The sequence below is a fragment of the Acidobacteriota bacterium genome (assembly GCA_016703965.1).
GTDB lineage: Bacteria > Acidobacteriota > Blastocatellia > Pyrinomonadales > Pyrinomonadaceae > OLB17.
This window is the reverse complement of record JADJBB010000021.1, coordinates 784,880-798,487: the sequence shown is the minus strand read 5'-3', so window position 1 is coordinate 798,487 and position 13,608 is coordinate 784,880. Positions and strand designations below refer to the sequence as shown.

Here is a 13,608-nt window from a genome sequence, read left to right as displayed (position 1 = left end):
TCAAGGCTCAGGTCTGCACGCAATCTACCTTCACGGCCTAGCTGCGTCAGATCGGTGGTGTACTTAGCGGTCGCTGTCGAAACAACGTTGTATTTCTCAGAACGCAACGCGTCTACCGCGAATACGTTCGAGAATACGAACGACGCGAGTATCGCAATTGCTGCGAATCTCCTTGTCGTTGTAAAACCGAAAACTGATATTTTCATTTCCAAATCTCCTTAGTGGGACCAAAATTGACGGCGCTTGCCGCCGATTTCCATAAATCAAAGCGCGTGCCAAAAGACTAACCTGTTGTGTATGCGTCACTTAGGGATTTTTCATTCGTTTAACGTTGTTTGTATTTGAATCAGTTTGAACGATGTTGACCGGTCATCGTGACCGATAATCGTTCATTTCGACAAAATTTGAATGCGGCTCATTGGTCAGAGGAGTGGAAAGCCGACTGGCGGTGTAGGTACCTGATTGGTAGAGGTAAATCGGAGATTGGTCAAACGTGTATTTCCAGCGTTTTTCGGTGATCTACGAAGATCTCCGGACCCAAAGAACCCAAAAGGCCCTCCGTGACACCTATCCTCGGAAATCACCGCCGCGATCCCGCAAAGCTATGCACGATCGCGACCGGCAACGCCCGGAAAAAATACCCGATAGCTATCGCCTCTCGTCGATCTATAGTCGGCCGCGACGCTTTGAATGGAGTGCTCCAGAGACACCACCTGCACACGATCGCCGAAAAAGAATCGAAAGCCCGCAGCCTGAGCCTCTCACCCAACGCGAAGCGTGACTGGAGCGGCATGCATCCCTGCTTGCCACACTGCGGCTTCTGCAGTGTTAAGCTCTGAATATTCCACAACCTGCTTCGCACCTCGACGCACTAGCACCGAGGAAGCCTCGGCGAGACAAGCAAAGATGCATGTCGCTCCTGTCACACTTCCCTTTGTTGCAATTTGAAATATTCCTTGCTATGTTGACCGTACGTTGCATTTGTGCAACAATTAATAAAAGGAGAATAAAGAAAAATGCTAGATCAATGGGAAGTTTTCACCGCCGGGCCGACGAAGCCGAAGGAAGACCGCTTGTACCTATCACTCAACCACAAAGGCCAGATCTTAATTAACCGCCGGGCTCTCGAGGCCATCGGCTCGCCTGAAGCTGTCGAGCTGCTCTTTAGCAAACCGACCTCCAAGATCGGCATCCGCCGCGTCTCACCAAAGATGACCAGCGCCTTCCCCCTAAAAGACCGCCCCGACAGCTACGCAAAAATGATCCATGCCAGCCCCTTTTGCCGAAACTACAACATAAAAGTAAAAGGCACCGTCGCCTTCAACCACGTAGAATTAGACAACGAGGCCATGCTGATCCTCGATCTGGCGAATACGTCGAGGGTGAGTAGAGTCCCAGGTCAGAACCACCTTCGGTAGCGGGTGGTTTAACGACGGCGATCCATCGACCCGATATCAGAATTGATCTCCAGGCTTCGCCCGAGTGATTTCCAGGGAGCTCAGCCCGCGTAGCGGGTGTCGGCATAAAGCCACGGGGCGTAAGCCCGTGGAATGTGCGAATCTTTGGGCCCAAGCCCGCGAAGCGGGTGACAGAGCTTTCAGGTCCTATTTGATCGCGAAGGTTGTGGGCTGGCGCCCGCTACGCGGGCTTTGATCTGCCTTGTTTCCGTTCCACGGGTTTACACCCGTGGCTTTATGCATGTCACCCGCTACGCGGGCTCCGGATCAACATATCAGGCGAACGATGGTGATGGCAACTACGCTTCCTTGAGTGAGAACTCGCATGAACGTCCGGGAGCGAATAGAATGTCCAAAGCCGATCGTCAAATTAAAAAACGGCCGGTTCCGCAGTTGGAACCGGCCGTTCAGCTAGGTTAATTAGGCGATCAACGCATTGCCGATGTGTTGTCACCGTTGATCAGGATATTTTGTGACGAAGTTACGTCACCGACCAGTACTCCGTCTCCGACCAGTACGCCGTCCCCGACGAGTACCCCGTCTCCGACCAGTACTCCGTCGCCGACGAGTACCCCGTCCCCAACTAGTACTCCCGAGGCTAGGAAGATATTGCCGCCGCCCATCGCCGTACCGTTGCTGGTTAGAACGTTTTGATTGAGGGTAAGTCCGGCAGCATACAATCCATTGAACGATGGCGAGCCGCTTGTGTTGTAGCCGATGCCCGACTCAAACCAGCGGTTGTTCAAATAGACCTCCTGGAATTGAAGAGCAAGGTTCTGTCCCTTTAGGTAAAAGTGATTTGTCAGAATACCCTGAGCCCACGAGAACGTGCTTCCACCGATGGTCGATGTCGCCGTAGGAAATGTCTGACCCGCCTGGACAAGGCCATTGCCCTTTTTAAGGGTGTTATAGTCCTTATCAAATTTATACACGCGAGCCATCTTCACTGCACCGTCAATGTTCAGCTGGCCGGCACCTTGTTCGAGCATGTTAACGCCCGTAAGCGGCTGGGCCGAATATTCCAGGATCATCTTGACCGTTGACGGCGTGAGATTAGGATTCATCTGGAATAACAGTGCCGCCGCACCTGAGACCATCGGAGTCGACATCGACGTTCCGCTGAGGTACATCACGTCGTTGTCTTCTCCTGAGAGATCCATCGGCGTGGTCATTAACGACGGGTTGCTGGTATAGAGCAGTGCGCTGTTGCGAGCCTTGGCTCCGACGATCTTGTTGCCGGGAGCTACCAGGTCAGGTTTGATGACATTGTCGTAGTGCTTGCCGGTCGCATCCGTGTAGTAGCTGCGGGTGGGGCCGTGCGAACTGTATGTCGCCATGATGTCATCGCTGCGTGAATCCGTTCCGAGGCCGTTGCTGGCACCGACGGTCAGTACCGAAGGGTCGTTCCCCGGCGAATGGACCTGGCCGTAGATCTTCTGTCCGGCGGCGTTCTTGCCGTGGTTCCCGGCTGCCGCGACGACGAGGATGCCGTAGCTGTTGAGGCTCTGGACCTTTCGGCACAGCGGGTCGTTCGTCCACGTATCGATCGACGGAACTCCGAGGCTCAGGTTAGCGACACGAATGTTATGTGTTGCCCGATTTGTGATGATCCAATCCAATGCCGCGAGCAGCCCGGCGGTCGTGCCTTTGCCCTGGCTGTTCAGCACTTTCAGGTTAAGTATCTTGGCTCCGGGTGCGATACCGCGATACGAGCCCGTGTCGCGGGATGCGTTGCCCGCGGCGATCGAGGCGACGTGCGTTCCATGTCCGTAATTGTCTTCGGTCGACGTTTCGCCCGGGACAAAGCTCATATTTGTCGCGATCCGCGAACCGCCGTCATTGAAGGCGAAATGTCCCGCGTGCATACCGGAATCGAGTATTGCGATGCCAACATTTGCTCCATTCAGCGTGTAGGCCGAGGTGCGGCCAAATCCGGCTGCCTGAGCACGCATCGCGGCAACACCCGACGTATTTTCAACGTGGCCGAGAGCCTCGATCGTTCTGTTTGGCGAAACGTAGTTGATCGTCCCGCTTGTCGAGAGTTCATTCAGGGTCGAGAGCGGAAGATTTACGACGAGCGTGTCGCTGCTGCCTATGCGGTCGGTCACGTTCGCCTGTCCGCTTGCGAGCAGGGACCGCAGGACCGAGCTGTCAGCATCTTTTGCCTGCAGTATCGTATCGACGCGTGTCCGGCCAGTTGGGTCTTTCTCCATCATTTCGCGGAGATCAGGCGAGATGTTGTCACCTCTGAATCCGGTTTCCCCGGCACTTGATCTTTCCTCATTGACGGCAACGGCATTGCTGCGGTCAGTTACGAGAATACCGGCAAAAAAACCGGCGATTTCTGGCTGCGAGTCGATCCGCTCGTCATAATCGAGGACCGAGCTGGCGCCGATCATTACGAGCTTTCCGTTGGCAATTGCCGTAAAGAGATCGTTTTTGACCGATGCCGAACCGACGAGGTTCGTCAGTTCATCGATGAAGAGGATGGTTTGGCCTTTCGACGCTATCGCATCTTTGATGATCGCGTTGACGGCCTCCGCGATCGCCGCCGGGGTACGAGCATTTGAAAACAAAACATCAGTTTCCAGTTTTAAGATCGTCTTGTTTGCGAGGTTTCCCGGCACGGTTCCCTTCGCAATACGTAGTGCGGCCTGCTCGACAATTGCCTGCTGAACCGCTTTATCCTCATTGACGACGACCGGCTGACGGACACCTTCGCCTAACACCTTGATGAGACGCATCGTCTCTGCTTCAAAGCTCAGGTCTGCACGCAATCTACCTTCACGGCCTAGCTGCGTCAGATCAGTGGTGTACTTAGCGGTCGCTGTCGAAACAACGTTGTATTTCTCAGAATGGATCGCGTCTACCGCGAATACGTTCGAGAAGACGAACGAAGCAAGGATCGCGATCGCCGCGAATCTCTTTGTCGTTCTAAAACCGAAAATCGATATCTTCATCTCTAACTCCTATGATCAGGACATATGGCGAGTCGTACCGCCGCGATTGCTATTACAAGGCTCGTGCCACTATGCTAAATATTTGATATATATAGGTTTAGGCGTTTTGAAGGTTTGACGTCGGAGATAAAGTCGATCAGATCGATGGTTTTGACCGGTCAAATTGACCGAAGATCTGTCACTTCGGACTGGAGGTCATCAATACGAGATCGATCGCGAAACTCGATCAAAAAATTAAAGGTTTTGGATAAATGAACGAAAAGAATAGTGGGACGGCCGGAGTTAGTTTGTTCACCTCCCAGTGCGTAACTTCGACCGGTCCCATTTTGAACACCTCCCGGTGATGCTGGCTATGAAATGCACGGCCAGCGTTCTGAGACGAAAGAGACGCCCGGCGTTGGGAGACGCGGGGCTTCGTTGGGAAAATTCGTCGGGGGAGAGTTTCGTGTTTTCGTCGGGGCGAGTCGAAAAAGGTTCCTTCAGTTGTCACCTGTTCTCCGATCAAGGAGTAAATTACCTTCCGGGGCCGCCAGACGGATGATCTATTATTCAAACCCTGTGCCGCTAACCTATCTCGCTGATAGAGATAGAGTTAGCGGCTTTTTCTGTTTTACCGCGTTCGAATCAGTGTCAATATGAACGATTCCGAGTCGGTCACGGCGATCGAATCATTCGATATGACATGATCTCGGGCGCAAAAAAACAGGGAAGGTTTTACCCTTCCCTGTTTGATAAACAAGCTTTTGCTGAACCGATCCCGATCAGATATTCAGAACGTCGATCAGTTCCTGCACAGCAGCGGCTGATTTATGCAGAGCGGTGCGTTCGTCGTTGGTCAGGCTGATCTCGATGATCTGCTCGACGCCGTTCTTGCCGAGTTTGACCGGGACGCCGACGAAGAGATTTGAAACACCATATTCGCCTTCGAGGAAGACAGCACAGGGTAGGATCTTTTTCTTGTCCTTAAGGATGGCTTCGGCCATTTCGACCGCTCCGAGCGATGGAGCGTAGTATGCCGAGCCGGTTTTGAGCAGGCCGACGATCTCGGCGCCGCCATTGGCGGTGCGGGTGATGATCGCGTCGAGTTTTTCCTTTGAGATAAGTTCGGTGATCGGGATGCCGGCAACTGTCGAATAACGCGGCAGCGGAACCATCGTGTCGCCGTGGCCACCGAGCACGAAGCAGGTAACATTCTCGACCGATACATCGAGTTCCTCAGCCACAAAGCAACGCATACGTGCTGAATCAAGCACGCCGGCCATTCCCAGAACGCGGTTCTTAGGGAAACCAGAACGACGGAACGCAACCTGTGCCATAGCATCGAGCGGATTCGAAACGACGATGATGACCGCGTTCGGTGAGTATTTAGCGACCTGGTCGGTTACCGAACCGACGATGTCGGAGTTGGTTTTCAAAAGATCGTCGCGGCTCATACCAGGTTTACGCGGCAAACCAGCGGTGATGATGACGATATCCGAATTCGCGGTCTCCTCGTAGCTGTTGGCACCGACCAGCTTCACATCAAATCCGTCGATCGGAGCGGCCTGTGCCAGATCGAGGCATTTGCCCTGCGGGGTGCCTTCGACGATATCAACCAAAACCACGTCGGCCAGCTCTTTGCTAGCGATCCAATGAGCAGCCGTCGCACCGACGTTTCCTGCTCCGACAACCGTTACTTTGTTTCTTCCAGCAGCCATTATTTTATTCTCTCCAAGATAATCGAATTTATACGTGTTTTATTAAAGAATCTATTTTATGATGTGTGGAAAGTTCCCGCAAACAGGTCTTACAAGATTATGAAAATTATATCGTTTCGTTCGGCGGTGTGCGCCGCTCTGATCTCCATAATGTGCTCGGCAGGTTTTGCTCAGATGAGCCCTTCGTCCTTCTCGGGCAAACGCGTCAAACGCATCGTCGTGCGCAACGCCATGGTGGTCGACGGCAGCGGGAAACCGGCGGCCGGGCCGTTTGATATTGTGGTGGAGAATGATGTGATCACGCAGATCGTATCCTTCGATCCGGTCGCGGCGAAAGAGGGCAAGGCGAGGCGGCCTGAGAAAGGCGATCTGGATATCGATGCGACGGGCAAATACGTTTTGCCCGGGCTGATCAATCTGCACGGCCACACGCAGGACGAACGCGCGGGCATTCCGATGCCGGTCGAGTACGTGACAAAGATGTGGCTCGCGTGCGGCATCACGACGGTGCGGGACGCGTGGGCTTCGAAGAAGGTGCTCGGGTTTCGCGATCAGATCAACGCCGGAACACTCGTCGGGCCGCGGATCTTTCCATATGGCGGATATTTCGACGCTCCGACTCCCGCGACCGCCGAACAGGCACGCCAACGCGTTCGCGATCTGAAAGCCGCCGGCTACGATGGCATCAAGCTCTACACCATCGACCGCGACCTGATGGCAGCGATGATGGACGAAGCGAAAAAACAGGGCATGCGCGTAATGCATCACGTCGGCGTCGAAGAAACGAACGCGTGGGACGACATAAAAGGCGGCACGACCAGCATAGAGCATTGGTACGGCATTCCCGACGCCGCGATCGAGAGCGGCAGGCAAAATTTTCCGGCGACCTACAATTACAACAATGAAGTCGACCGCTTTCGCTACGCCGGACGCTTGTGGCGTGAGGCTGATCCTGCAAAGCTCGACAAAGTACTCGACGGAATGGTCGCCGGCGGCGTTGCCTGGGACCCGACGCTCGTCATCTACGAAGCATCACGCGACCTGCAGCGTGCCCAGACGAATCCGGCGTTTGTGGAATACTTGCATCCTGTTCTCGAAGAGTATTTCAAACCAAACCCGGCCAATCACGGCTCGTATTTCATCGGCTGGAGCACTACCGACGAGACCTTTTGGAAGGAAAATTACCGTATCTGGATGAAAGCCGTCTATGATTTCGAAAAGAAAGGCGGCCTGATCGGCACGGGTGAGGATGCCGGTTTCATCTACCAAATGTACGGCTTCGGCCTGATCCGCGAACTCGAACTCCACCAGGAAGCCGGCTTCTCACCACTCATGGTCATCCAGCACGCAACCTCAAACGGTGCCAAGATCCTCGGCAAAGAAGACACGCTCGGCCGCGTTCGCGTCGGCTACAAAGCCGATCTGATCGTCGTCAACGGCAACCCGCTCGAGAATTTCAAAGTCCTCTCGCCCCTCGGCGTCGAAGAGATCCGCGACGGCAAAACCGTCAAAACCGGCGGCATCGAATGGACCATCAAAGACGGCATCCCATACCACGCCCCGACATTGGCAGGCGAGATCAGGGCGATGGTCGCTGCCGCGCGAAAGGGTCAGAAGTAGGTCCGATCTTGATATCGTTTTGGTGAGGAAAGATGTAACGGTCTAACGAAAACGAATCCCAAAGACTCTTCCTCGCAGCTAAATACCGCAGCGTTAAAGAAAGCGTACACGGCACTCAATGACGCCGCGTAGCGGCAACCTGAATTTAGCCGTGGGTTTAAACCCACGGATCCAGCGATTCATATGATCTCGTCGCGTAGCGACGAATGAATATTATGGATCGGATTCAATCGTCGCTACGCGACGACGATCATTTTTCGCGCAATCCGTGGGTTAAAACCCACGGCTAAATTCAACTGATCGCTACGCGATCTATGATGAAAATCGTATTAAAGTTAAACAATGAAATTCGAAAAACTCGTCCCAAACATCTTTTACGTCGACATCGCCGATGGGTTGAAATTCTTTGTCGATTGTCTGGGTTTCACGATCAAACATGATGAAATACCATCGCACAAACCATTCTGCGTACTCGAACGAGACGGCCTGCGGATCAACCTGTTCCAAAACGCCAACCTCGCCAAAGAGCACAGCCCCGAGTTCAGGTTAGTGACCAAAAATATCGAAGAGGTCTACGAAAAAGTCTCCACGTCCTATCCCCAATTCCTCCACCCAAACCTTCCCAAGATCACCCTCCGCCCATGGGGAGCCAAAGAATTTGCATTGATGGACGGACAGGTTGGGGTGGTTATTCAGGAGTGGTGAAATACACCTGATGCAAACCGAGGACTACGAAGGGCATCCCATTCGGTAATGAAGAATTGTTTTTATTTGTTCATCGTCCTTTTTGGATTATCGACCGTAGTCCATGCGGATTCATGGAGATTGCCCACGGTCGAGAAGTATTGTTCTGCAAACAAGAAGTATTGCTTGAAGGTTGAACCGAAAAAGCTCGAAAGCCGGTTAGCTTATTTTCAGGACAAGGTTGACGAGACAGATAATGCTGGAGCTGTAAAGGGTATTCCGCATAACATCTGCAAAGGAACCCTCTCCGCGAAAGGAAAGACACTTTGGAACGTACGACTTGATAATGACGTCGCCCCGGTTAGTGTTCTTATTTCCGACAACGGAGACTACGTCATAACGTTCGATAACTGGCATGGCGTAGGCCACGGCGATAATGTTGTTGCGATTTACAACGGTAAAACGGGCACTCTGATCAAGAAACTCGGATTGACAGACTTTCTGACGGAAAGTGACATAGACAATCTTCCGGCAAGCACCAGTTCAATTCACTGGTACGGCACCCACCAAATTGATTATGAGATGAGCCAACTCATCCTAAAAGTGGTCAAGCCTGCGAAGGATGAACAATTCTTCGATATTCGTGTAAATCTCCAAAACGGTGAGGTCTTGGATCAGGTGAAAGACAAAATCCCATCTCTCCATTTCCTCCTTTCCTCAAAACAGGCTGAAGAGAAAGACCCCGTTTTCCCGGTCAAAGAAAATACAACGACCTGTGCGTCAATCGACGTGGCTTCGCAAATCTCCACCGCCGATCTGAATAAGAGGATTGTTTCAAGCGAAATGCCCAACTATCCACCGGCCGCAATAGCAGTCAGAGCGATAGGAGAATCTGTTTTTGAGCTAGTCATTTCGCCCGAGGGTGAGCTCGAGTGTGTGGTTCCGATTTCCGGCCATCCATTATTGAGAGCGGCCCTTATGAACGCGATGAAAAAGTGGAACTTTGAGAAAAGTGAGGCTAGGTATGCAGGAAAAATTATTATAGAAGGTAAATTCGTCCTGATGCTCAACGGCAACGTCATTAAGGAATAATAGCTATTTATACTTTTTCCGCAATCGGTTTTCGACTCGCAAACACTTCAGGCTTTCGTGGTGGCAACGAAACGGACTTTACGCCAGATGTCCGTTGGCGTACGCGAGCATCTTCGACGATAGCATCAATATCATGGTTAAACTTCGCCGCGTTTTCTTCGCGGATTCGCCGCACTTCCTGAATTAATTCTGGGCATTCGTCACACAGGGTTCTTTTATTAGTATTTCAAAAGTTGAACGAATCCGGCCTGCTCAAAATTGTGGTCAGCGGTCAGCGCATCGGAAATATCTCGATCCTGCATTATCACAAAACGCGAACAATCAATGAGGCTCCAATTCTTATCTTCTCGTTCGGTGAGCAAGGTCCACGAACGATGGTCGAGCGATTCGTCAACGTGAACTATCTCGACCGAATCAGATGACTTGATGCCGTGAACGTAGGTAATGATTCGAGGTTTCGGCAGACGAAGCGGACTCATCAAGACAGCCGTAAGTTCTGCGATAATGTAGTTTGAGGTGACGAGCTTTGCTCCAGATTGTCGGATCGCGGAATAAACGGCATCAGCTTTCTTATGAAAGCCTTCATTGCGATCGAGCAGGCTTGCCCAACCGGAAGTGTCGACGAATACAGGTTTCATTCATCCTTGCCTCGCATTTCCAGCAGCACAGCCTCACCAATATACTTGTCATGATTGGTTCCCCAATCGCCGATACCGGTATCGAGAGTGCCGATCAGCCGGTCTAGCGGATCGTCACCGAATTTCGGATAGTCGCGACTGATGATCTCCTGAGCGACAAATTCCTCGATAGGCTTGCCATTCTTCGATGCCTTTTCCGCAAGATTCTTATAAACCCGCTCTGGCAATTCCAATGTCAGTGAATGTGTCATACAACCGCCTCAGGCACAATTTTATCACATGCAATCCATTCTCAAAATCAAAATCTTCGCGGGCTTCCCGAAACCGTTCGGTTGCACTTGACATTTGCAACTGATTGGTTGCATACTCTTGCTTGTGAGCATGAAGCGAGACATTTTTCAGGCTATTGCGGATCCGACGCGGCGGGCGATCATTGCTTTGATCGCTTTGCAGGCGATGACGCCGAATGCTATTGCGGAGCATTTTGACACGTCGCGGCAGGCGGTTTCTAAGCATTTGCGGATATTGACGGAATGCGATGTGGTGACGCCGGAGCAGCGGGGGCGAGAGATCTATTACCGGTTGGAGATCGACAAAATGAAAGAGATCGACGAATGGTTAGAGCAGTATAGAAAGATCTGGGAAAGCCGGTTTGAGCAGCTTGATGTGTTGCTTACCGTGTTAAAACACCAAGAAAAACAGGAGCGAAAGATATGAAACCAGCCGAAGCAAGCCTGCCGTCAGATACCGAGGTGCTCGTAAAACGGAGCTTCGACGCTCCCGCCAAGCTGGTGTGGCGGGCCTACGTGGAACCGGACCTGATGCGTCGTTGGTGCGGTAGCACGCCCGGTTGGACGATGCCTGTCTGCGAGATGGATATGCGCGTCGGCGGCGAGTATCAATGGCGTTGGCGGAGTGACGCGAACGGTATGGAGTTCGGATTCACGGGGGAGGTTCTTGAGGTCGTTGCGCACGCGAAGATCGTTCATACGCAGATCTTCGATCCCGGCAATATGGGCATTTCGATGGGCGGTGAACCGTCGATCATTACCGTTACTTTCGACGAGGTCGACGGTATCACGAACGTCGCCACCACGATCAAATATGCCTCGCAGACCGACCGCGACGCAGCCCTCGAAACCGGCATGACGGACGGCATGGAGATGAACTACCAGCGACTCGATGGAGTTCTAGCCGAAATGTAATGAGCGATAGTTATATGGATTTTATAGTTAATAAAGAGACGAAGACGGTCACGATAACAAAAGAGTTTAATGCCGGGCTGAGGTTGGTCTGGGACGCATATACAAAGGCGGAACTGCTCGACCAGTGGTGGGCGCCGAAGCCTTTTGCGTCACGGACAAAGGTCATGGACTTTGCCGTTGGCGGCAAGAGATTTTACGCAATGGTCAGCCCCGAAGGCGTCGAGCGTTGGGTTTTGCAGAAATATACTTCGATCACGCCGAAAAGCAATTTCAAGCTCTTCAATACATTCGCCGACGCGGACGAAAATGTAGAATTACCGGGCTCTGATTGGGACCTGAGTTTCAGCGAGCAGGACGGAAAGACGACGGTTCACGTTTCTATCTACAACGAATCCTTGGAACGCCTCGAGCGCATGATCGAATTCGGCTTCCGCGAAGGTACGATGGCTCAATTGCAAAATCTGGAAGAGTTGTTGAAAGAGATGTCAGTGGATCGAGGTGCCGCGTAGCGGTTGTTTGAATTTAGCCGTGGACGTTTGTCCACGGGAATTGAGAATAATTGATCCTCGTCGCGTAGCGACGAATGAATGTTATGGCGCGGAATTCAATCGTCGCTACGTGACGCGAATCATTCATTTGACGTACCGTGGACAAACGTCCACGGCTAAAATCATCTGATCGCTACGCGATCCAGGAAACTCATGAAAGTACAAGACCAGTTAAAAGAGTTTATTGCCAGTCACTCGGAACCAAAGCGCGGCGAGATGCAGGCATTGCACGACCTGATCCGGCAAGTAAGTCCGGGTTGTAAATTGTGGTTTCTCGACGGCAAAGATGCGAACGGTAAGGTCGTTTCTAATCCGGATATCGGGTACGGATCCCGCCCACATAAATACGCCGATGGCACGGTCAGCGAGTTCTATCAGATCGGCCTGAGCCCAAACAAAACCGGGATATCTGTCTACATCCTCGGCATCGAAGACAAGAAATACCTGACCGAAACATACGCCAGCACCCTCGGCAAAGCGACCGTGACCGGGTATTGCATCAGGTTCAAAACTCTAAAAGATATAAACACGGATGTCCTCGAAGCGGCAATTCGATATGGGCTTATGGGCTCAGAATGAAAAAGGTCTTAAACTCTTGGTTTATGACCGGGGCGGCGACGACTGCGGTTCAGGTCGTAATAGAAATGGATCTATGGTAATGAACAGGCTGGAAGAACTTCGGTCCGCCAACTTATCGCCGCGTTTAATAGATAGTTAAAGGAGACAAATGAAACAACCAATTCGTGGTCTTGTTGCTTTGGCAATAATAATAGGGCTGACTCTAGCTTCGCTTGGTACAGCACAAACTAGGCAGATCTCGTCGGGTGTTGTTTTGACAAACGTATATGAAGCTTTTGGTAAAGACAACAAAGAACTCAAACAAGATTTCGGTTTCTCGGCCGTTGTCGAATACAAAGGGAAGATGATCCTGTTTGATTCAGGAACAGATGCCAATGTCTTTGAACGAAATCTCAAGGCGTTGAAAATTGACCTTAGAAAGATAGATATTGCCGTTGTGTCGCACGGACACTATGACCACATCGGCGGCTTTGATTACCTCTTGAGTGTCAATCCAAAAGTTAAGATCTATGCCCCTGCGGATTTCTTTTCGCTGGGAGCACCGATCAAATTTCCTTTTCGTGAAACCGAACCCGACGCGGCAAAAACATTGCCAAAGGAAATGCAATACTTCGGCGGCGACACCGTCATCGAAGGTATGATAACTGTGCCGACCGGCCGATTTTGGAGATCTGATGTGGAATACCTGACCGTGGCCAAGGAGGTTCTGCCGGGGGTAACGATCATTGCGACGACTTCCAAACTGATGGGAACATTTATCAAATACCCGCCGTTTGACGAGAATCCACAGTTTATCGGGATGCCAGAATTATCGCTCGCTCTTGCGACGGCAAATGGCGAAATTATTATTTCCGGCTGCTCGCACAGCACGATCGAATCCATCATTCAGGAAACCAAAAAAGTTCGCAAAGAAAAGATCTATGTTGTGGTCGGCGGATTTCATCTAATTCCATACAAACGGGAATATATCGAAGGCCTGGCACAGCGAATGAAGGACGAATACCAGGTCGAGTCCGTAGCGCCGGCCCACTGCTCCGGACAGCTCGGCTTTTCAATTTTCCAAAAAGCCTTTGGCGATAAATATAAGTTCTTCGGCCTTGGCGAACGTCTTGTTTTATAGACGCTACT

At 51.7% G+C, this 13,608-nt stretch carries 14 protein-coding genes; 10 read left to right on the top strand and 4 right to left on the bottom strand.

All coding sequences use genetic code 11. From position 1 onward, the window contains the following. Positions 1 to 560 precede the first annotated feature (560 nt). Together IPG22_11115 and IPG22_11110 are read left to right on the top strand one after the other, a co-directional pair. On the top strand, positions 561 to 839 hold the full coding sequence (locus IPG22_11115) for a hypothetical protein (GenBank protein ID MBK6588834.1): 279 nt from the start codon (positions 561 to 563) through the stop codon (positions 837 to 839). A gap of 177 nt (positions 840 to 1,016) precedes the next feature. Then, a complete protein-coding gene (locus IPG22_11110; GenBank protein ID MBK6588833.1) occupies positions 1,017 to 1,418 on the top strand; it encodes a hypothetical protein in 402 nt (133 codons plus the stop codon). A 467-nt stretch (positions 1,419 to 1,885) separates the two neighbouring features. Here IPG22_11110 and IPG22_11105 read toward each other — a convergent pair whose 3' ends face one another. Then, on the bottom strand, positions 1,886 to 4,417 hold the full coding sequence (locus IPG22_11105) for a S8 family serine peptidase (GenBank protein MBK6588832.1): 2,532 nt from the start codon (positions 4,415 to 4,417) through the stop codon (positions 1,886 to 1,888). A 761-nt stretch (positions 4,418 to 5,178) separates the two neighbouring features. Beyond that, positions 5,179 to 6,114 carry a malate dehydrogenase gene (gene mdh, locus IPG22_11100; GenBank protein ID MBK6588831.1) on the bottom strand — a complete coding sequence of 312 codons (936 nt, stop codon included), beginning with the start codon at positions 6,112 to 6,114 and terminating at the stop codon, positions 5,179 to 5,181. Between the two features lie 150 nt (positions 6,115 to 6,264). Here mdh and IPG22_11095 point away from each other — a divergent pair, with 150 nt between their 5' ends. From IPG22_11095 to IPG22_11085, 3 genes are all read left to right on the top strand, one after another. Beyond that, a complete protein-coding gene (locus IPG22_11095) occupies positions 6,265 to 7,734 on the top strand; it encodes an amidohydrolase family protein (protein MBK6588830.1) in 1,470 nt (489 codons plus the stop codon). Positions 7,735 to 8,076: 342 nt separating this feature from the next. Then, positions 8,077 to 8,439 (top strand): hypothetical protein, encoded by a 363-nt coding sequence (locus IPG22_11090; protein MBK6588829.1) that lies wholly within the window; start codon positions 8,077 to 8,079, stop codon positions 8,437 to 8,439. A 165-nt stretch (positions 8,440 to 8,604) separates the two neighbouring features. Beyond that, complete coding sequence (locus IPG22_11085) at positions 8,605 to 9,510, top strand: hypothetical protein (GenBank protein MBK6588828.1); 906 nt, start codon at positions 8,605 to 8,607, stop codon at positions 9,508 to 9,510. A gap of 218 nt (positions 9,511 to 9,728) precedes the next feature. Here IPG22_11085 and IPG22_11080 read toward each other — a convergent pair whose 3' ends face one another. Both IPG22_11080 and IPG22_11075 read right to left on the bottom strand, forming a co-directional pair. After that, complete coding sequence (locus IPG22_11080; protein ID MBK6588827.1) at positions 9,729 to 10,148, bottom strand: PIN domain-containing protein; 420 nt, start codon at positions 10,146 to 10,148, stop codon at positions 9,729 to 9,731. After that, a complete protein-coding gene (locus IPG22_11075; protein ID MBK6588826.1) occupies positions 10,145 to 10,399 on the bottom strand; it encodes a hypothetical protein in 255 nt (84 codons plus the stop codon). Before IPG22_11075 ends, IPG22_11080 begins: the two co-directional genes overlap by 4 nt. A 130-nt stretch (positions 10,400 to 10,529) precedes the next feature. Between IPG22_11075 and IPG22_11070 the strand changes: the two genes are divergently transcribed. The 5 genes from IPG22_11070 to IPG22_11050 all read left to right on the top strand — a co-directional run bounded on the left by IPG22_11070 (position 10,530) and on the right by IPG22_11050 (position 13,600). Next, positions 10,530 to 10,865 (top strand): winged helix-turn-helix transcriptional regulator, encoded by a 336-nt coding sequence (locus IPG22_11070; GenBank protein ID MBK6588825.1) that lies wholly within the window; start codon positions 10,530 to 10,532, stop codon positions 10,863 to 10,865. Next, positions 10,862 to 11,353: an SRPBCC family protein gene (locus IPG22_11065; GenBank protein MBK6588824.1), complete on the top strand. Its 492-nt coding sequence runs from the start codon at positions 10,862 to 10,864 to the stop codon at positions 11,351 to 11,353. The genes IPG22_11070 and IPG22_11065 overlap by 4 nt, the downstream gene beginning before the upstream one ends. Beyond that, positions 11,353 to 11,862: an SRPBCC domain-containing protein gene (locus tag IPG22_11060; GenBank protein MBK6588823.1), complete on the top strand. Its 510-nt coding sequence runs from the start codon at positions 11,353 to 11,355 to the stop codon at positions 11,860 to 11,862. The genes IPG22_11065 and IPG22_11060 overlap by 1 nt, the downstream gene beginning before the upstream one ends. Before the next feature lie 192 nt (positions 11,863 to 12,054). Next, the gene (locus IPG22_11055; protein ID MBK6588822.1) at positions 12,055 to 12,480 is read left to right on the top strand and encodes a DUF1801 domain-containing protein; all 426 of its coding nucleotides are present in this window, start codon (positions 12,055 to 12,057) and stop codon (positions 12,478 to 12,480) included. A 148-nt stretch (positions 12,481 to 12,628) separates the two neighbouring features. Beyond that, complete coding sequence (locus IPG22_11050) at positions 12,629 to 13,600, top strand: MBL fold metallo-hydrolase (protein MBK6588821.1); 972 nt, start codon at positions 12,629 to 12,631, stop codon at positions 13,598 to 13,600. The last annotated feature ends 8 nt before the right edge of the window (positions 13,601 to 13,608 follow it).